At 51.4% G+C, this 19,838-nt stretch carries 18 protein-coding genes; 12 read left to right on the top strand and 6 right to left on the bottom strand.

Going from position 1 to position 19,838, the window contains the following annotated elements:
* Positions 1-5: 5 nt before the first annotated feature.
* Both L1278_RS17395 and L1278_RS17390 read right to left on the bottom strand, forming a co-directional pair.
* A complete protein-coding gene (locus L1278_RS17395) occupies positions 6-488 on the bottom strand; it encodes a cytochrome c (protein ID WP_253406299.1) in 483 nt (160 codons plus the stop codon).
* A gap of 268 nt (positions 489-756) precedes the next feature.
* Positions 757-1,158, bottom strand: coding sequence for a cupin domain-containing protein (locus L1278_RS17390; RefSeq protein WP_253406298.1), 402 nt, complete (start codon positions 1,156-1,158; stop codon positions 757-759).
* 175 nt (positions 1,159-1,333) lie between these two features.
* Here L1278_RS17390 and L1278_RS17385 point away from each other — a divergent pair, with 175 nt between their 5' ends.
* The 5 genes from L1278_RS17385 to L1278_RS17370 all read left to right on the top strand — a co-directional run bounded on the left by L1278_RS17385 (position 1,334) and on the right by L1278_RS17370 (position 6,799).
* Positions 1,334-1,513: a hypothetical protein gene (locus L1278_RS17385; protein ID WP_253406297.1), complete on the top strand. Its 180-nt coding sequence runs from the start codon at positions 1,334-1,336 to the stop codon at positions 1,511-1,513.
* A gap of 38 nt (positions 1,514-1,551) precedes the next feature.
* A complete protein-coding gene (locus tag L1278_RS17380; protein WP_253406296.1) occupies positions 1,552-3,852 on the top strand; it encodes a nitric-oxide reductase large subunit in 2,301 nt (766 codons plus the stop codon).
* 432 nt (positions 3,853-4,284) lie between these two features.
* Entirely contained in the window at positions 4,285-4,917 is a 633-nt protein-coding gene (locus L1278_RS17375; protein ID WP_253406295.1) for a hypothetical protein, read from the top strand.
* A 16-nt stretch (positions 4,918-4,933) separates the two neighbouring features.
* Positions 4,934-5,065 carry a hypothetical protein gene (locus tag L1278_RS19580; RefSeq protein ID WP_256488707.1) on the top strand — a complete coding sequence of 44 codons (132 nt, stop codon included), beginning with the start codon at positions 4,934-4,936 and terminating at the stop codon, positions 5,063-5,065.
* 81 nt (positions 5,066-5,146) lie between these two features.
* Positions 5,147-6,799, top strand: coding sequence for a M28 family metallopeptidase (locus tag L1278_RS17370; protein WP_253406294.1), 1,653 nt, complete (start codon positions 5,147-5,149; stop codon positions 6,797-6,799).
* Between the two features lie 100 nt (positions 6,800-6,899).
* On the opposite strand, the gene glgP is transcribed toward L1278_RS17370, so the two are convergent.
* The 3 genes from glgP to L1278_RS17355 all read right to left on the bottom strand — a co-directional run bounded on the left by glgP (position 6,900) and on the right by L1278_RS17355 (position 10,671).
* On the bottom strand, positions 6,900-8,546 hold the full coding sequence (gene glgP, locus L1278_RS17365; protein WP_253406293.1) for an alpha-glucan family phosphorylase: 1,647 nt from the start codon (positions 8,544-8,546) through the stop codon (positions 6,900-6,902).
* Positions 8,547-8,992: 446 nt separating this feature from the next.
* Entirely contained in the window at positions 8,993-9,862 is an 870-nt protein-coding gene (locus L1278_RS17360) for a pirin family protein (RefSeq protein ID WP_253406292.1), read from the bottom strand.
* A 152-nt stretch (positions 9,863-10,014) separates the two neighbouring features.
* Positions 10,015-10,671 (bottom strand): response regulator transcription factor, encoded by a 657-nt coding sequence (locus L1278_RS17355; protein WP_253406291.1) that lies wholly within the window; start codon positions 10,669-10,671, stop codon positions 10,015-10,017.
* 485 nt (positions 10,672-11,156) lie between these two features.
* Between L1278_RS17355 and L1278_RS17350 the strand changes: the two genes are divergently transcribed.
* A complete protein-coding gene (locus L1278_RS17350) occupies positions 11,157-11,504 on the top strand; it encodes an STAS domain-containing protein (RefSeq protein ID WP_253406290.1) in 348 nt (115 codons plus the stop codon).
* 50 nt (positions 11,505-11,554) lie between these two features.
* On the opposite strand, the gene L1278_RS17345 is transcribed toward L1278_RS17350, so the two are convergent.
* On the bottom strand, positions 11,555-12,442 hold the full coding sequence (locus L1278_RS17345; protein WP_253406289.1) for a hypothetical protein: 888 nt from the start codon (positions 12,440-12,442) through the stop codon (positions 11,555-11,557).
* Positions 12,443-12,781: 339 nt separating this feature from the next.
* Between L1278_RS17345 and cphA the strand changes: the two genes are divergently transcribed.
* The 6 genes from cphA to L1278_RS17315 all read left to right on the top strand — a co-directional run bounded on the left by cphA (position 12,782) and on the right by L1278_RS17315 (position 19,805).
* On the top strand, positions 12,782-15,424 hold the full coding sequence (cphA, locus tag L1278_RS17340; protein ID WP_253406288.1) for a cyanophycin synthetase: 2,643 nt from the start codon (positions 12,782-12,784) through the stop codon (positions 15,422-15,424).
* A gap of 127 nt (positions 15,425-15,551) precedes the next feature.
* Positions 15,552-16,517 (top strand): isoaspartyl peptidase/L-asparaginase family protein, encoded by a 966-nt coding sequence (locus tag L1278_RS17335; protein ID WP_253406287.1) that lies wholly within the window; start codon positions 15,552-15,554, stop codon positions 16,515-16,517.
* A gap of 638 nt (positions 16,518-17,155) precedes the next feature.
* Complete coding sequence (locus L1278_RS17330; protein ID WP_253406286.1) at positions 17,156-17,779, top strand: hypothetical protein; 624 nt, start codon at positions 17,156-17,158, stop codon at positions 17,777-17,779.
* A 7-nt stretch (positions 17,780-17,786) separates the two neighbouring features.
* Positions 17,787-18,095 (top strand): transcriptional regulator, encoded by a 309-nt coding sequence (locus L1278_RS17325; protein WP_116544321.1) that lies wholly within the window; start codon positions 17,787-17,789, stop codon positions 18,093-18,095.
* Positions 18,096-18,175: 80 nt separating this feature from the next.
* Positions 18,176-18,514, top strand: a complete 339-nt coding sequence (locus tag L1278_RS17320) for a potassium transporter KefB (protein WP_253406285.1) — start codon at positions 18,176-18,178, stop codon at positions 18,512-18,514.
* Between the two features lie 49 nt (positions 18,515-18,563).
* Positions 18,564-19,805, top strand: a complete 1,242-nt coding sequence (locus L1278_RS17315; protein ID WP_253406284.1) for a DUF4153 domain-containing protein — start codon at positions 18,564-18,566, stop codon at positions 19,803-19,805.
* Positions 19,806-19,838: the final 33 nt, after the last annotated feature.

The following is a 19,838-nucleotide window of genomic DNA, read 5'->3' as shown; positions in this document are numbered from 1 at the left end:
TTTGATTAAGAATTTGTGTCGTTCTGACGCAGGAATTCAAGCAAAGCTCTGGCATCTGTCTCGTTAATGTTCTGGTTGGTCATTTGCGTTAAGTGCTCAGCCAGCAGTTTTTTAGCAGCAGGGTCCTTCTTGGTCATCTCCTCCGGGTTGATGATCATGTTCATGATCCACTCCGGCTTGCGCTTTTCTGTTACGCCCAGCAAGCCAGGACCTACAATTTTCTGGTCAGACAACTGGTGGCAGGCAGAGCACTTGCCTTCGAAAATAGATTTACCCTCAGCAGCCAAAGCCTGGTCTATGTCTGCTCCTACTTCAACTGATGTGATGGGGCCTATACCTTTTCCGTCATCTTCCACTGGGGCTGCGGGTGCCTGATGTGCCAGACCTGATTCCGGTGTTGTTTCGGTGGTGGCGGTGTTGTCAGATGAGCAGCTGTAGAATACCAGAGCAGCAAGGAAAAGTAAAGCAGCGGATTTGATCGATTTCATGATTGTTGTTTTTTGTTTTTTGGGTTTCATGGTTTTTACTGTTTTGCACTGTGAGGATCAGATCCTGTTTTGATGTTTTTTTAGGCGCTGAACTCCTCTTTACTGGGTACTATTTGGCTTTCATTTACAATACAAAGGTATTATCAGCGTGTTTTTTATTAAAAGACCTTTATCTCTTTTAATAGTGACCTTCGTCATCTTTTTCGCTTCTGTATATAAAAAATACACGTGCAGCTTTGAATTCTTTTAACACTGATACTCAAGTTGGTTAAGATCTGGAGGGAAGCGGAGAAACGGTCAGCAGAAAAGCTGCCTCTTCCAGGGCCTCGACGCTGTGTCGCACATGCGCCTGAAGAGTTAGCATTTGCCCTTTTGCCAGCTCTACCGACTGCTCTTCTGTGATGAATCTGATCCGGCCTTCAACCACCTGCACACTGATGGGTCCCGGTGCCTGGTGCGGTTTTATTTCAGAGCCCGCCTGCATCACGTTCAACACGATGCGCAATGTTTCGGACTTAAAGATCGTCCTGGACCCCCGCCCGATTTTCTGCCAGTTCTCCTCCCCCTTCAGCTCGTGCGCCAGGGTTGTAAGATCTGTGGTGAGTAAAATTTTGTCTTTCCCACTGTCCTGAGGGCTGCCGGATTGCTGTGACTTGTCAGTTTCATTCATATCTCAATGTATATATAAAATACTATATATAGAAATAAACTCGCTCTAGGTATAGGGACTTAACATAGCCGTAACACTTGTACAAAGGTATTACTGAGCTGCAAAACAATAGAAGACCTTAGTCTCTTTTATTAGTGACCTATGTCATTTTTCTCCTTATAACCCTGTATGACCTTTGCAGCAGTTCGAAAACAAAAGAATTGAGAATGCCATGAAACGGCTTGCTATAATAATGAGTGTGCTGGTGCAGCCGCTGAGCAGGCAGGACATGGTGGGGTATAAACCTGATGGAGCCTACATCGCTGGAGAGCTATCAAAAAATGCGACTATGGAAGTCCCAGTCCTTGAATTTTAATTTTAACTCTACATAAACCACTCAAATTTTTACCCTTTATGAAATACAGAAACCTATGGCTGGGGTTCATTGCCGTAATAGTCGGCTCCTTCGCCGTTCTAGGATACTACGGTATCGAGATTTACAGAGAGGCTCCACCTATACCTGTTAAGGTGGTCACCACTTCCGGGAAAATCCTGTTTACAGGAGATGATATTAAAGACGGGCAGAATGTCTGGCAGTCGACGGGCGGGCAACAATTAGGATCAATCTGGGGACACGGCGCCTACATTGCACCTGACTGGAGTGCCGACTGGCTGCACAAGGAGGCCATGTACTTCCTGGATTACTGGGCTCAGCAGGAAAAAGGCGGGCTGTATGACGAGCTGGACGAAGAAACAAAAGCCATGCTCGAAGCCCGTCTGCAGAAGCACATCCGCGCCAACACGTACGACCCCGAGACAGGTATACTGACCGTGACGGACCTGCGTGCCGAGGCGATTGCAGAAGTGGGCAAGCATTACACCGGCCTGTTCATGAACGATCCGGCGCTGGCCAAGCGCCGCGACGCCTATGCCATGAAGGATAACACCGTGGAAGACCCGGTGCGTATGGAGAAGCTCAACACGTTCTTCTTCTGGACTTCATGGGCCTGCGTAACGGAGCGTCCGGGCAAAAAGATCACCTATACCAACAACTGGCCTGCCGAGAAACTGGTGGCCAACGAGCCCAGCTCCGACCTCATCATCTGGACCGGTTTCTCGGTTATCATCCTGATTGCGGGGGTGGGGATGCTGGCTTACTACTATGCTTCTAACCGCGAAGAGGAGATCGACCACTCCAAACTGCCGAAGCAGGATCCCCTGTTGGGCTTGACGGCCACGCCTTCCATGAAAGCGACGCTGAAATACTTCTGGATCGTAACTGCTTTGATTCTGGTGCAGGTGACGCTCGGTGTTGTCTCGGCGCACTATGGTGTCGAAGGCCAAGCGCTCTATGGCTTCCCGCTGGCGGAGTACCTCCCCTACTCCATCACCCGTACCTGGCACGTGCAGCTGGCCATCTTCTGGATCGCTACTTCCTGGCTGGCTACTGGTCTGTACATCGCTCCTGCCGTGTCGGGTCACGAACCTAAATTCCAGAAGCTGGGTGTTAATTTCCTGTTCGTTTGCCTGCTCATCATTGTGGCTGGTTCGCTGGCTGGTCAGTGGTATGGCATCATGCAGAAACTGGGCTATGCTGAGAACTTCTGGTTCGGTCACCAAGGCTATGAATATGTGGACCTGGGCCGCTTCTGGCAGATCTTCCTGCTGGTGGGCTTGTTCCTGTGGTTGGGCCTGATGGTACGTGCCATTCTGCCTGCCTTCCGTAACGATGTAGAGGGACGCCACCTGCTGGGTATGTTCCTGATCTCATCTGCTGCCATTGCCATCTTCTACGCCTCTGGCCTGATGTGGGGGCAGCATACCAATCTGGCTATTGCCGAGTACTGGCGCTGGTGGGTGGTGCACCTGTGGGTAGAAGGTTTCTTCGAAGTGTTCGCCACCGTAGTGATCGCCTTCCTGTTCGTGCGCATGGGCTTGCTTGATACCAAAATGGCAACGTCTACGGTGCTATTCTCCACCATTATCTTCCTGTTCGGCGGTATCATCGGTACGTTCCACCACTTGTACTTCAGCGGCACGCCTACTGCAGTAATGGCCTTGGGTGCGACCTTTAGTGCACTCGAAGTGGTGCCACTGGTACTCATCGGTTTCGAGGCTTACCACAACCTGCAAATCAGCAAGCTCACGCTCTGGATCAAAGCCTACAAATGGCCGATCTACTCTTTCGTGGCGGTGGCTTTCTGGAACCTGATAGGCGCCGGTGTGTTCGGTTTCGTTATTAACCCGCCAATTGCGCTCTACTATATGCAAGGGCTGAACACGACTCCGGTTCACGCCCACACCGCGCTGTTCGGGGTATACGGTATGCTGGGCATTGGCCTGATGCTGTTCGTGCTCAAAGGACTTTCGAAACGACGTCGCTGGAAAGACGGGGTGATCAGCTTTGCTTTCTGGTCTATCAACATCGGCCTTGCCCTGATGGTGCTGATAAGTGTGCTGCCAATCGGTCTGATGCAGACCTGGGCGAGTGTGGAGCACGGCCTGTGGTATGCCCGCTCTATGGAGTTCATGCAAACCGACACGATGAACGTCCTGCGCTGGCTGCGTGTGATCGGTGACACGATTTTTGCGGGTGGTGTGCTGGCTTTGGCCTGGTTCATCATCGGCCTGAAAACCGGCTGGTCTCTGGAAGAAGACGAGGATGTGACACCGCTGATTGAAAAGGAAACTCCGGCGAAACAAGCTCGATCTTAAACTACATTCCGCTATACCTGAAGGTAGCGTTCCGAGCATCTCATATTATACCTAAACCCTTACCCTGCAAGCCCTTCTGCCTTTGGTGGAAGGGCTTGTTTTTTGTCACCTATACCTGTGGCTTCGAATAAAACAGGGCAATTAGTGCAGGAATAGCCTATACCGTAGGTCGCGTTTGTGCGTAAGGTATAGGCAGGTTTAGTTAAAGAGTAGTGACACAAAATGGCCCTGAGGGTTTCATCAATCCTGAGGTAAGCGGCAGGTGATTTTCCAATCCTCGTATACCTGTTAAAGGCGCACGTGTGACTGAAGACCCGACAGTTGGCTACCGGATTGATAAATCCGACTGAGCAGAAGAGGCCTTGTCCCTACCCTCACTTTCGTCCCCGCACGTGGAGGAGGTGTCGTAGTTCAATCATTCAATTAAATACCATGGGCATCAAGAAAATAGTCGATAAAGTAAAAGAAGAAGTAAAGGTCCTGAAGGGAGAGGAATCGAAGGACAAGCAGTACCGGAACGAACAGGATTACCCGGATGTAGCCAGTGCGCGGGCAGCTTTTGAAGAGTCGAAGAGAAAGCTGTTCAACGTAAATTTGTGGTCAAAGCTGGAAGGCATCAATTCTACCTTCGAGCTGTACGATGACAGAGGGCGGAAAACGATGGCGGATACACCGCAGATCGGGTACTTCGTGAAGATCACGCTACCTGCCTCCAATGTAGAGAACTGGGTGAATGTTTCCAGTATCCGTCAGGAGGACAACCTGGCGGAGTTCGCGGTGCATCCCAGCGAAAAGCCCAATCCGCCGGCTGAGGAGGAGGCAGTTACCAAGCACTTTTTCACCAAAGAAGCCAGCAGTACGTTTCGGGTGGAGCTGCAGGGCACAAGACTGATTGCCTCCGAAATTGGCAGGAATGAATACATCAACAACCAGGGCGAGGAATCCGGTGCACGCTCCGTGCTGAACACCCTGATCGCGGAAGGCGGTTGGGCCGGATTTCAGGGGCTGCAGTGGGACAAATTAACCAGTTACCTGGCGCATCAGAAAGGAGCGAAAGCCGGATAAGAACCGTATACCTTCTTTGAAACAGCAAATCCTGCGGTATGAAAATCCTGAGCCTGCTGCTCTTCCTGTCTTTGCTGACAACGCTGACCTTATACCTGCGGTGGGCAGAGCGAAGGAAATCACGCAAAAAATAGTTCTCAGCGCCTAACCTATACCTGAGCAAGAGGTATAGGTTAGGCGCTATACCTACATTTCTCTTATATTTGGTGAGTAAACCAAACTAATCTGAATGAAACGCTTTCTCTTTCTAGCCCTTTCCTGTGGTCTTTTGCTGCAAGGGAGTGCCTCCGCCCAGAAGCTGGCGCTTGACAAACCGGTTGAAAAATCGCTTAAAAAAGTAAAGCCAAACGATATTAAAGCCCACATCCAATACCTGGCTGATGATCGTCTGCTGGGTCGCAAGCCCGGCACCGAAGGCTACCAGATGGCGGTGGACTATGTGGTGGAGCATTACCAAAAAGCAGGTATAGAACCCGGCGGCGAGAATGGCACCTATTTGCAACTCGTACGCCTGCGCCAGTCATTTCCGGGCAAAGAGGCCAGCATGAGCCTAGCCGACTCGATGGGCTCAGAAATACAATTGACCTACAACAAGGACTTCTCGGTATACCCACATGCTGAAGAGCCTAAGGTGAGCATAGAAGCTCCGCTGGTATTCGCCGGCTACGGCATCAGCGCGCCTGACCTGGGCTACGACGACTATGCAGGTATAGATGTGAACGGCAAGATCGTGGTGGTGATGCGTGGTGCGCCTGCCAGCTTTCCTTCTACCGTTTCGGCCTACAGCCGCGACATGATGACGGTACTGAAGATCGCTGCCGAAAAAGGTGCCGTAGGCGTAATTGTGGCTACAGATAACCCGAAGGCGGGCGTTGCCAACCTGGCGCGCGGTACGTATAGCGTCATGGATCCGAACGGAAAAGTAGCTGTGTCGCGTAACTATGTGTCTGACAAGATCGGCGTTTTGGCCAACATCAACGCCGCTACTTTTGAACAGCTTCTGAAAGGAACAGGTATAGAAATGGCCAAACTCGGCGAGCAACTGAAGCAAGGCAAGCCTGCTTCTACCCCACTCAACCATACCCTGCGCGCTAGCTATACCTCCAACTACAACGACTTTGAAAGCCACAACGTGATCGGCAAAATAACCGGGTCTGACCCACAGTTGAAAGACGAATATGTGGTACACAGCGCCCACCTCGACCACGTAGGTATAGGCCGCCCCGTAAACGGTGACTCCATCTACAACGGTGCGCACGACAACGCCTCGGGTGTGGCCAGTGTGCTCGAGATCGGAAAGATCTACTCCAGACTGAAAGAAAAACCGAAGCGTTCCGTGCTGCTCGTGATGGTAACTGCCGAGGAAATGGGCCTGCTGGGCTCCGCCTACTTCGCCCGCTACCCAACAGTTCCGGTAGAGCAGATCGTAGCTAACATCAACACCGATATGCCGACCATCATCGCGCCTCTTTTGTCGGTGGTGGGACTGGGCGCGAACCACTCGACGCTGGAAAATGAAGTGGCCAATGCCGCGCGACATCTGGGTATGACGGTGGAGGAAGACCCGGAGCCGGAGCAAATGCGCTTTATCCGAAGCGACCAGTACAGCTTTGTGATGCAGGGTATACCTGCCTTGCACATCAAGTATGGCAACAAAACTAAAGACGGACTGAACAACCTCAACAAGCAGGTGGAGCAGTGGCGCAAGGTGCACTACCACCTGCCACAGGACGAAGTCACCAGCACCTTCGATTTTGATGCCGGCAAAAAGTATGTACAGCTCAATTTCCTGATCAGCTACCAGGTAGCGAATACAACTGAGCGGCCAAGCTGGAAGCAAGGCGATTTCTTCGGAAGCCGCTTCGGCAGACAAGCCAACTAAACAAGGCCATACCTAAACAAGAAGCGCTGTTCCTGTGAAGGGACAGCGCTTCTTGTTTGTGCTTTTGTTATAATTTCCTTTGTCAGGAAAATCATTCGCATTAATACATCTGCTCGTAGTACTGGTGCGCCATGCGGTCTGAGTCAAAGAAAGGCATTACATCGCGCATGCTCTGCTTCACGACATTCATCCACTTACCCCGGTCGTTGTAGTACGTCGGAATCACCTCATTCTCCAGTATGCGCATCAGGTTCTTGTGGTCAATCTCATCCTGCATCGAATCAGCCAAACTGGTATCTACTACCGGCAGCACAAAGCTGTTTTCACCGTGTCGGGCAAACTCCGGCAACCACCCATCCAACACCGAAAGGTTTACGGCCCCGTTCATGGCGGCTGTCATGCCACTGGTTCCTGAGGCTTCGCGCGGACGGCGCGGTGTGTTCAGCCAAATGTCAGCCCCCTGCTTCAGTTTACGGGACAAGCCAATCTCATATCCAGTCAGCACAGCGAAGTTTTTTTGTTGGTAAGAGAGGTTGACCAGGCTGTTGAACACACTCACAGCGCCCTCGTCGAATGGGTAAGGTTTACCGGCCCAGATCACTTGAACAGGCTGTGACTTATTTGAAATCATCTCAAAAAACCGCTCGATGTCGTGCACCAGCAAGTCAGCCCGCTTGTAGGCGGCAAAGCGACGGGCCCATACCACCGTGAGCACATCCTTCCGGAAAAGTTTGCCGGTCTGGTCAGCCACAATTTCGAACAAGTCCTGTTTCATGTCCGCCTTTCGTTGCACCAGGGCCTGGGTATCGTCGCGCTCCAGCGCCTGCCTCATGGTGTTGTCCATCCAGAAACGGGCGTTCTGTGCATTGGTGATAGCCTTGATCTCGCACACATTTTCATTCTCGTACCACATGTCGCGCGCCACCTGGCCATGCAGTTGCGATACGCCATTGGCAATTCTGGCAATCCGTAAGGCAGCCAGGGTATAGTCAAAGAAATTGCCGTGCATCCCTGTCATGCGGCGTGCCTCTTCCAGTGAGGTGTTGTTGAAGAAAGACATTTTGTTGAGCAGGTGAATATCGTGCACTTCGTTTCCGGCTTTCTCGGGAGTGTGGGTCGTAAACACGATGCGTTTTCGCATATCGTCTGCGTTCCTGAATTTCTCGTTCAGGTAAAAAGCCAGCGGCAGGGCATGCCCCTCATTCATGTGGTAGATGTCAGCACCACCCAGTTCCTCTACTACTTTTGCACCGGCTATACCCAGCACAATGCTCTGTGCAATACGGGTCGAGGGTTCCCTGTCATAGAGATGAAAGGTGATGGTACGTGCCAGGTGATCGTTCTCGGGGATGTTGGTGGTCAGAAAATACATGGGCACTGTGCCAAATACTTCGGGGCGCAGCACCAGGGCTTTCACTTTTACGGGGTGGCCGTTCACGTTCACCGTCACCATAATGCCGGAGTCTTCCAGGTAGGCATAGTACTTTTTCTGAAACTGAACCCGCATGGTCTGGTCGTCGTTGCGGGTCTGGTCGTAGTAGCCGTATTTCCAGAGTATACCAATGCCGATCATGTTCTGGCGCAGGTCGTGCGCACTGCGCATGTGCGAACCAGCCAGGAAACCCAACCCCCCGGAATAGGTCTTAAGTGCCTGGTGAATGCCGAACTCCATGCTGAAGTAGGCCACGCGCTTCTGATACTTCTCGTTGATCTCGTAAGGATGATACCACTTGTTGTATACTGTCATAATTAAATGCTACTTGTTTATTTTTCTACAAAGATTTGCTGTGGCACTTGCCCCTGGCTCTGCTATGTACTAAAATGAAAGCAGCGAACAGCATAATACATCAAAATTTGAAAATATTACCTATTCTACTGCTTGTATGCCGTTTTCGAGCGATTGCCGCTGTGATGCAGCATCATCAAAAGAGTCGCAACCGACCTTATGCCCGAAAAAGCTTAAGTACAATATACTTATAACACAGCCAAAGTGATACAGTTTATTTCTCAGGAGCAAAATCTACCCCACAAAAAAGGCCCTCCCAATCAGGAGAGCCTTTTTTGTGGCTGCGTTATACATGTTTATTTTGCCAACATCATTTTCTTAAGCCACGCTGTTCAATATTCCGGGCAGATGAGTTCCGTTATATAGCTGACAGTGAAAATTCTTTGGTAAACTTTACTCATCTCCGTTTATTCGAACAACATGCCCATCTTTCCCATCTGGTAATCGCGCATGGCCTGCATCACTTCGGTTTGGGTGTTCATCACAAAAGGCCCGTGCATAGCCAGTGGCTCGTCCAGCGGTTCTCCGGAAAGCAATAACAGACGCGTGTCTTGGCGGGCAGTTATGGTGCAGGTTTCGCCATCTCGGTTCAGGAGCGCCAGGTGCAGGCCTTCAATCAGGCCAAAGCCTTCCAGTGTTACCTGACCATCCAGCAGGTATAGCATGGCGTTGTGATAGGCAGGTATAGGTATAGAGCAACGCCCACCGGACTGTAAGGTAAGACGCAGCACCATCACAGGGCTCGGCGTTTTGACGGGTCCTCTTGTGCCGCTGTATTCTCCTGCCACCACTGCAATCTGTACGCGCCCTTCGTCTTCAGAGATCGTAGGGGTATCTTCGGATTGCAGGGCGAAATAAGCAGGCTGCTCCATCTTAAGCATGCCCGGGGTATTCACCCACAGCTGCACGATCTCCTGCACTCCCCCCTGCTCCTGCATTTCACGCGGAGGGCGTTCGCTGTGCATAATACCCCGTCCGGCATTCATCCACTGCGTGCCACCGGCCCACACCACACTGTCGTTGCCACGCGAGTCGCGGTGGTGCACGCCTCCCTGGTACACAAACGTGACTGGCGAAAAACCACGGTGTGGATGCGGATCTACCCCAAGCTTATAGGGATAATCCGACTGTTGGATGGTGGTGGTAAGATGGTGCAACAGCAGAAAAGGATCGTACTGCTCTACCTGACGGGTGGGCAGTGGCTGTCGCAGCGGCAGGTCGCCCATGTCTGTTTCTTCAGCGAAAAGTAGTCGTGCGACGGTTCGATTCTGTTGCATAGCGCTCTGGGGCAATATTTTCATTTCAAAATACGAAGATACCAAAGCCAGGGGACTTTGCCATACCCAGAAGTTAGCTGCGAAACGCCACGCCTTCCGACAAAAGCGCCAGGATAAGAAGTGCTTAGGCTACATCAGAAATTTTTTCAATCTCAGGAAATCAGCCTGCGCTGCAGGGCGTATTTGATAAGCGCCGCCGTATTACGGGCTTTGGTTTTGTCGAGCAGGTTTTGCCGGTGGGTTTCGACAGTACGTTTGCTTGTAAACAACTTATCGGCAATCTCGGCATTAGTAAAGCCCTCTCCGATCAGGGAAAGAACCTCCAGTTCACGCTTAGAGAGCTCGCGGTGTTCCTCCTCATTTCCGTTTGATGCGGGCCGCTCGATTGGCAGCTGCTTTATTTTACGAAGCAGTTCCAGCGTCACTTCCGGACTGATGTAGCGGCAACCCTGCGCAATGAGTTGAAGGGCACAGTGCAATTCGTCTTTACCCGCATTTTTCAGAATGTAGCCTGAAGCACCGAGCTCCATCATCTGGTTCACGTATTTTTCGTGGCTTAGCATCGAGAGCACCACCACTTTCAGATCTGGGTACCGGTCAAAGATTTGGGTTGCCGTATCAAAACCGTCCATTCCTGGCATACTGAGGTCCATCAGCACAATATCAGCTTCTACTTCAGGCAACAGATCGAGCAATTCGCTACCACTGGCAGCTTCACCAACCACACGCACTGCACCATGGTCTTTCAACAGTGCTTTCAAGCCATCGCGTACTATTTTGTGGTCATCCGTGATTATAAGGTTTATCATTTTTCAAGTTTGAATCAAAGGTCACAAGTAACCTCTTCGTCCAGCAGTTTTATGGTCAAGAAAAGTAGAAAAAGCCGGGCATGCTATGAAGAAGATCGAATAGAAGGCAGCCGGCCTAAAGGTTATTCAACCAGACTACCCTTTTGCCAACAATTTTCATCATAAATAACTGAATGTACAATTGCGCCTGCCCTACATGACACTTAAAACAGATGCAATAGCAAAAATTCAGTATTTACTACGGAATCGTATACGTATTTACTACGATTATAATCGGAATTAAACATCAAGTGGTCACAGACTGGTAAGAATAGCATTGAAAGGAAGATTTTTCTTATACCTTTGAAAGCATGCTCACCTGAAGCGAGACAGCCTGAGTTGCATTTTTGCGTATGAAAGGCAATAACACAAACTGATCGCTTCATAGAGCGGATATGAACGGCCCAAAAAGCCGGCGATTGATCAAGAGAAGAAAACAACGATAGATGAAAACTTTTAGCGTGACGACAGATACGATTGGCAAAGGGGCATTGCTTCGATTCAAGGGAGAGCTTGACGCCAGTTCGTCTGTATACGCCGACAATGCATTGGAAGAGGCAATTGCTGCCTCGTCGGGCTTTGTGCTGATCGAATGCAGTGAGCTGACTTATATTTCTTCGGCCGGACTTGGTGTGCTGCTGGCTGCCTTTCAGGCCTGCAACTTAAAGGAGATGGATCTGGTGATGGTGAACATGCCGCCTAAAATCCGGAACGTATTTGAGATCCTGGGCCTCGACCGCCTGATCAAGTCGGCAGAAACTGTAGAAGACGCCAGGCAAATGATTGCCAAATAAAAAAGGGACCGCTGCAAGCGATCCCTTTTTTATTTTTTATTTGAAGAGTGTTATCTATCCCAGTCACTGCCGTAGCTTTGTTCAGGCTGGCCCCGGCGCAGCTGCTCCCTGCGGGAATAATCATAGTCAGAGCTACTGTAGCCACCTGTGCTACCCATGGAGCTGCTACTGTCCTGTGTTCCCGACCCCGAGCTGCCGCCCACGTTGCGCTGCGAGCCACTGCCCGCTCTGTAGCCTGCGGTGCCAGTGTCGCCGTAAGGTCCACCGCTCCAGGGTCCTGCCCCGCTTCCGAAATAGCCGCCTCCCATAGAGCCCGAGCCGCCACTTCCGTAGTCGGAACCACGTGGAAAGCCCATAGAGCTTCTGCCGTAGCCTGCTGATGAATCCCCGTAGCCAGACGAGCTGCCGTAGCCGCGCTGTGTGCTGCCATAGTCTGCCTGCCCCGAAGCACCATACTCACCCCCGCTGGAGCCAGCTCCGTAAGGGGAACCGCTTCGTCCATAACCGCTCCCCTGCGAGGATGCAAAACCATAGTCCTGTGACTGCCCGCGCTGCTGCGAAGAGCTTCCGTAATCAGACATACGGCCACTGTAACCGCTGCTGGCCCAGCCCTGTCCGGATCGGGAAGTATCCCCATAATTGCTGCCTTCAGAACGCTGCGGACTATACCTGCCCAGCTGGGATTGCCCATAACCCCTGTCCTGCTCATGGCTTCCGGAATCCCGCAAACCGTAAGCAGAAGAGCGGTAGCCTCCGCGATCACTTTCTCCTGAGTAAGGGTAATGTGCACTGCGGCTGTGACTCTGGTCGTCATCATCGCGCCTTATACGCTCCCAGGCACTGCTGATTTTATCGCCTACCCGGTCAAAAAAACCCTGGTTCTCCTGGTGAGACGGGTAACCTTCCCCACCATAGTCATCCTGATAATCTCTTGCCATAGCGTTGTATTAAATAGTATTATATGATTTATTAAATATTGATTTATACAAAACATGCACTTATTAAACGATCCAAGGAGGCAGGGGTTTTTAAATTGGCAGGCTTAGGTTAGGCGTTTTACTAAAAGGCGTACAAATACGGAAGGCGAGCCTGTACTAACCACCTTTTATTTTGGCGAACTACTCATTCCTGACTGAACTACTCATTTTAAAGTATATCAGGCTCTATTTGCTGCATTAACGTTCTCCCAATCGCTGCCTTATCCGTACAAATCTTAAGCATAGCCCTAGCGGCCTGCGACCTGTTTTTTACAGGCTCTAACCTGAAGCTTGAAAGCAATGAAAATACTTGAAATGAGGATCATGCGTGGACCAAACTACTGGTCCATCAAGCATCCTAAAATTATTGTCCTGAAGCTTGACCTGGAAAGCCTGCAGGATATTCTCACCAATGAAGTACCTCAATTCCCGGAGCGGCTGGAAAAGCTTTTCCCGGGTATGTATGAGCATCGCTCTACCAAAGGAACACCCGGTGGCTTTTTCAAGCTCGTGCGCGAAGGCACTACATTTAGCAAGGTGGTGCAGCACATCGCACTCGAGCTACAGACGCTGGCCGGCATGGACAGTGGTTACGGAAGGCGCTATGCCGGTCCCGCACCCGGCGTGGACTATGTGCTTTTTTCCTATCAGCAGGAACGTGCCGGTGAGTATGCGGCCCATGCCGCAGTGCGCATTGCCGAACTGATGGCCAAGGGCAAAAAGCCCAGTATCCTGCAGGACATCGTTAAACTGCACCAGATCAGAGAAGACGAGTACTTTGGTCCGACCACAGAGGCGATTGTGTCTGAAGCCGTGAGCAGAGGTATACCGTATATCAACAACCATCGCAGCGGGCTTATCCAGTTGGGGTACGGCGTCCACCAAAAACACATACAGGCGGCCATGACTTCCCGAACCTCCTTTTTTGCGGTAGAGAACGCCGGCAACAAAAACGCTACCAAGCTGATACTGGAGGAGGCAGGTATACCAGTGCCGCACGGCAGCATTGTGATCGACGCCGATGAAATGGAGACCGCAATAGATGAACTGGGTTACCCGGTGGTCATAAAACCGCTGGACGGAAACCAGGGAAAGGGCGCTACCATCAACATCCATACCTGGAAAGAAGCTATGCGTGCCCTGATTGAGGCACAGCGTTACTCCAAAAAAGTGATGGTGGAGCAGTTCATCACCGGCGACGATTACCGCCTGCTGGTCATCAATGGCAAATTCACTGCTGCCGCCAGACGCACGCCCGCTATGGTTACCGGCGACGGCATCTCGACCATACAGCAGCTGGTGAAGGAAGTGAACAAGGACCCCAGAAGAGGTATAGGACATGAAAAGGCGCTCACGCACATCAAAGTCGACAAGCATACCCGCAATCTGATCAAGGACAAAGGACTGACGCTGCAATCGGTGTTGCCAGCCGGCGAAGTGTTATACCTGAAAAGCACGGCTAACCTGAGCACCGGTGGTACGGCCACTGACGTGACAGATATTGTACACCCTTACAATGTGCTCATGGCAGAGCGCATCGCCGGCATCATCGGACTCGACGTGTGCGGCATAGATGTGATGACGACCGACATCGCCATTCCGCTGCCCGAGACAAGAGGTTCTGTAATCGAGGTGAATGCCGCTCCCGGCCTGCGCATGCACATCTCCCCGACCGAAGGTTTGCCCCGCAACGTGGCCGAGCCGATCATCAACATGCTTTTCCCGCACGGCAGCCCAACCCGTATACCTATTGTGGCTATTACGGGTACCAACGGTAAAACCACCACCACCCGCCTGGTAGCGCATATGCTCAAGTTCAAAGGCTTCCAGGTTGGGTATACTACTACCGACGGCATCTACATACAGGATAAAAAGATCATCAAAGGCGACACCACCGGATCTTACAGCAGCGAGTTTGTGCTCAAGGACCCAACTGTGAACTATGCTGTGCTGGAGTGTGCCCGGGGCGGCATGCTGCGTTCAGGCCTGGCCTTCCGGCAGTGTGACATCGGTATCGTCACTAACGTGTCGGCAGACCACCTGGGTCTGGGGGACATCAATACGGTAGAGGAAATGGCCGAGGTGAAGGCGGTGATCCCGCGCACAGTGTGCCAGAATGGCTATGCCGTGCTCAATGCGGACGATGACCTGGTGTTTGAAATGGCGACCGGACTTTCCTGTAAGGTGGCCTTCTTCAGTCTGGATGAAAATAATCCACGCATTCTGCAGCACATTAGCAAAGGCGGACTGGCCGCTGTGCTCGAAAACGGGTATATTTCCATCTTCAAGAACACTTATAAGATACGGGTAGACCGCGTTGCCGACATCCCGCTGACCTTTGGGGGCCGGGCCCGCTTTAACATCCAGAACGTGCTGGCAGCTGCGCTGACCGGGTATATCAACCACTTCGAGATAGCCGAGCTCAAAACAGCCCTGCGCACGTTTATACCTTCCGCGGAGACCACGCCAGGCCGCATGAACCTCTTCCAGCTGCCCCGTTACGAAGTGCTCATCGACTATGCCCACAACATTGCGAGCATGGAGGCCATCGCTGACTTTATCGACAATGTGCACGCTTCCTACAAGATTGGCATCATAGCGGGTGTGGGAGATCGTCTGGAAGAGGACACCATCGAGATCGGACGGATTGCAGCCGAAACCTTCGATGAGATCATCATCCGGCAGGACAAGGACCTGCGCGGTAGAACCGGAGATGAGATCAACGGCTTGCTCAAGCAGGGCATCATGTCGGTGAAGCCTGATATGAAACTGACGGAGATTAACCAGGAAAGCCGTGCCCTGGCCCATGCCATGGAATATGCCCCGGAGGGCTCCTTCATCGCCCTGTTCTCGGAAGACATTCCGGATTCTGTAAAAATGGTGGAGAGTTTCCGCATCATTCAGCACCGGCATATTTCCTCGCTCGAGCAGGATTCATTCTAAATCAGTTTCTCCCCTTCAGCGGCTGCCTCTAGAACCAGATGGCAGCCGCTGAAGCATTGTAGTACGAACAAATAAAACCAGAAAAGAGCGCCTCACATTACCAGAGATCCAATTAAAAAGAACAACTATGAAAAAATTTGCGATTGCAATTCATGGCGGGGCGGAGACAGTGAAGCCCAGCGAGCTTGACAAGGAAAAGGAAGAAGCATACAGAGAAGGTTTGGCAGACGCTCTGAAAGAAGGGTACAACGTGCTGGAAAAAGGCGGCAGCGCCTTGGATGCTGTGGAAGCGGCAGTCAACAGCATGGAGCAGAACCCGGTGTTCAATGCCGCACGGGGCGCAAGCCTGACACAACGGGGAGAGACGGAGTTTGACGCCGCTATTATGGACGGCAATACCCTTCGGGTCGGGGCTGTGGGCGGTGTGCGCTATGTGCAGCACCCGATCAGTCTGGCGAAGGTGATTCTTCAGAAATGCAAGCACTGCCTATTGGTAGGTACCGGCGCCGAGGAATTTGCCCTCGCCAACAACCTGCCACTCAAAGGGCCGGAGTACTTCGTGACGCCTGAGAAAAGAGAGGCCTGGCTTGACAAGCAGCAAGAAAAGGCCGAGAAGAAAAGAATGCCCGGCTCCATGTCTGATACAGTAGGCGCTGTTGCTCTGGACATCAACGGCAACCTGGCAGCCGCTACTTCCACTGGTGGCCTGACTGACCAGATGAAAGGCCGCGTCGGGGATACACCGATCATCGGAGGGGGTACCTTCGCCAACAACGAAGTATGCGCCGTAAGCTGCACCGGCGAGGGCGAAGCGATCATGCGCGGTGTGCTCGCGCACGAGGTATATGCCATGATGAAGTATGCCGGCAACTCGTTGCAGTCGGCTACCGACAAAGCCATCGAGTTGCATGCCGATAAGTTGGAGGGTGACCGCGGAATTCTGGCGATGGATAGTACCGGTAAAGCAGCCTTTGGGTTCAACACCGGCTTTATGAAGCGAGGTTACTGGGCCGCTGATGAAGAGCCCTTTGTGGCCTTGTGGGAGTCTGAAAAACTCAGGAAGCCTGTTAAGCTAAAGGAGATGGAAAAATAGTCTGGAACGACGGGCTATACCTGCATGGCATTAGCTGTATACCTGGGATATGGCCAATGCTTTTTAGTTTCGGGATAGGTATAGCTGATTCGGTTAGGTTCAGCTGCTTTAAGTAGGTATAAAATAATTCAGGTATAACCGATTCTCGCAGGTATAGCTGAATCGGATTTATCAATCCGAATCGTAATTGAGGGCCCCTACCCCCAACTGTTGCGTGTCTCCAGACCCGCGCATAGAGTTAATAAAATTACGCTCTTCCGGACATCTATGTCCGGAAGCATTTTTGCCGGGGACATCCTTGCCCCTGTATACCTGCACACAGAGAACAGGCAACGGGCTCTTTTGGATTTATCTATCCGAAAGCAAACGGCAGGGGATTTCCTATTCCCCGTATACCTGCAAACCTTAACCTACATACGGGGATGTGTACATCCCCAACAGAAAACTTCGGGACATAGATGTCCCGAAGAGCATAAAGAGCTGCAGGCTCGTATTAGCAGTTCGCTTTCTCAAACCTGAAAGCTCTTTCCTAAGTTTAGGCTAATTCCATACTCTCTTTAAATTCTTCAAATTTATTTATCCTCATGTCTTGACTTTACGTAAACCTGTATTAACTTTGAAACTCAAAGTACTTTAAAATGAACCAGCAGCAAGACCAGTTAGAAGCCCTGCACGAGATCCGCAACATTATGGATCGATCTTCCCGCTTTATCTCCCTAAGTGGTTTGTCGGGCGTATTTGCAGGTTTGTCGGCACTGGTGGGAGCGGCCGTGGTGAAATGGTACTTCAGTCAGCACAACATCAATTATTACGATGATCTGGCCAGTAATTTCAGTCGTGAAAACGTTCTTTTTATGCTGGTGGTAGCGGTTGGGGTATTAGCACTGGCTTTTAGCACCGCCACCTACTTTACGGCGCGCAATGCCCGCAAGAAGAACCAGCGCACCTGGGATAACCAATCGAAGCGTCTGCTCCTGAACCTGGCTATACCTTTGGCTGCTGGTGGTGTGTTCTGTGGCGTCCTGCTTTACCATGGCATCTTATACCTGGTAGCACCGGCCATGCTGGTTTTTTATGGTTTGGCACTACTCAATGGCAGCAAGTATACCTTAGGCGATATCCGTTATCTGGGCATCATTGAAATTATTCTTGGCCTGGTAGCCAGTGTGTTTGTCAGCTATGGATTGATGCTCTGGACCGTGGGTTTTGGTATGTTGCACATAGTGTATGGCGCGCTGGTGTACTTTAAATACGAACGCTAGCAGACCGGTGAAAGAGTATCTGGAAAATATAAACAAAGCCTTCGAAAGCAAGGCACGGCTGGGCATTATGTCGGTGCTGCTGGTGGACGACAGGGTGGACTTCAATACCCTGAAAGAAACCCTGCAACTGACCGATGGCAACCTGGCCAGTCACCTGCGGGCGCTGGAGGAAGCCAAGTACCTGCAAGTAGAAAAACAGTTTGTTGGCCGTAAACCCAACACCACTTATCAGGCCACGGATGCCGGTCGGGAAGCTTTTAAAAGCCACCTGGATGCCTTGGAGCAACTGATTTTGAATAACAGACAGAGCGATTAATTTTTTTTGTCTCTTCACTTTGAACCTCAAAGTACTTTATTAACAAATAAAACACTTACTAACTATAACACAGCAATAACATGGTACAGCAAAACGAATATCAAAACCAACCTGTGCAGCCTGCCGCGGCTGGCAGACGCGCCCTGACAGGCGCCGCCTTCGGATTAGCCCTGATCGCACTCTTTCTGGCGGGTGTGCAGCATCCTGATCCGGCCTGGGGCAAGCTGTGGATGCTGAGACCACTCCTCATCGTGCCGATGGCCGGTGCACTCGGCGGCTTTATTAACTGCATGCTCCTCCATTATCACCGCAGTCTTGGCCTACACAAGGGCATCGCGGTGGTGCTAAGTGCGCTGATTTATGTGGTAGGTCTTTGGCTTGGCTCTGTGCTGGGTTTGGCCGGCACGCTGTGGCACTAGGCCATTTCACTGCATTTATTCCGATAAAAAACATTACAAGTATAGACCCATGAAAGAGCAAATACTATCGCATCTTGACAATCCCGGGCAGTTGGAGAAGCTGTACCGGTCCAACAAGGCAGGCTTCAAACAGGAGTTCAGCGGCATTTACCCGCAGGTACATGACACTGCGCTGGCTGACTTCTGGCACGAACGACTGAACTACGAAGCGGAGGATGTTTTCTGGCGCTTCAACCGGGAATTTTTGTTTGTGGTGATCGCTGCGCTGGTGGCAGGTATACTCGTTAAGTTGCCCGCCATTTTCCCGATCAGCGAGGACTTTTACTACCCGCGCAACCTCAGCTTTTTTGTGCTGCCGCCCCTGATGGCCTACTTCGCCTGGCGAAACAACCTGCCGGCAAACAGAATCGCTTTTATCGCCGGCATCACAGCAGTCTGCCTGGTTTACATCAACCTACTACCTGATAACCAGAGCGACACCCTGGTGCTGGCCTGCATTCATTTGCCCCTTTTGCTATGGGTGCTGCTGGGGGTATCATATACCGGCAACGAACTTCACCTGGCCGACAAGCGCCTTAGCTACCTGCGCTTCAACGGCGACCTAGCTGTGATGTCGGCGCTGCTGGTGATAGCCGGAGGCATGATGACAGGTATAACGATTGGCTTATTCGCGCTGATCGGGCTTCGGATCGAGGAGTTTTACTTTGAATACATTGTGGCCTTTGGTTTGCCGGCAGTTCCCATCGTCGCAGCCTACTTGACTCAGAACAACCCGCAACTGGTGAACAAGGTGTCGCCGGTTATTGCCAAAATCTTCAGTCCGCTGGTGCTGGTGATGCTGATCATCTACCTGGGGGCCATCATTTACTCGGGCAAGGACCCCTACAACGACCGCGAATTCCTGCTGCTGTTTAACGTACTCCTGATCGGGGTGATGGCGCTGATTTTCTTCTCGGTGGCTGAGAGCTCTAACAAGTCGGGAAATGCTTCGGGTGTGTGGGTTTTGCTCATGCTCTCAGTGATCACAGTGGTCGTGAATGGCATTGCACTGTCGGCTATTTCGTTCCGCATTTCGGAGTGGGGTATCACGCCAAACAGAGTGGCTGTGATGGGCGGCAATGTGCTCATGCTGGTACACCTACTCATCGTGACGGTGATGCTCTTCAAAGCGGCTAACCGAAAGGCTGCCATCACAGAAGTGGGGCGTTCCATTGTGCTCTACATTCCGGTCTACTTCGTCTGGACCGTTGTGGTCGTATTCCTCTTTCCCCTGATTTTCGGGTTCGAATAATAAGTAGTAAAATCTCTCTTCATCATAAAACTA

This window comes from Pontibacter sp. HSC-36F09 (assembly GCF_024171605.1).
Classification (GTDB): domain Bacteria; phylum Bacteroidota; class Bacteroidia; order Cytophagales; family Hymenobacteraceae; genus Pontibacter.
The sequence above is the reverse complement of the archived record's forward strand: the minus strand, read 5'-3'. Positions and strand labels throughout refer to the sequence as shown.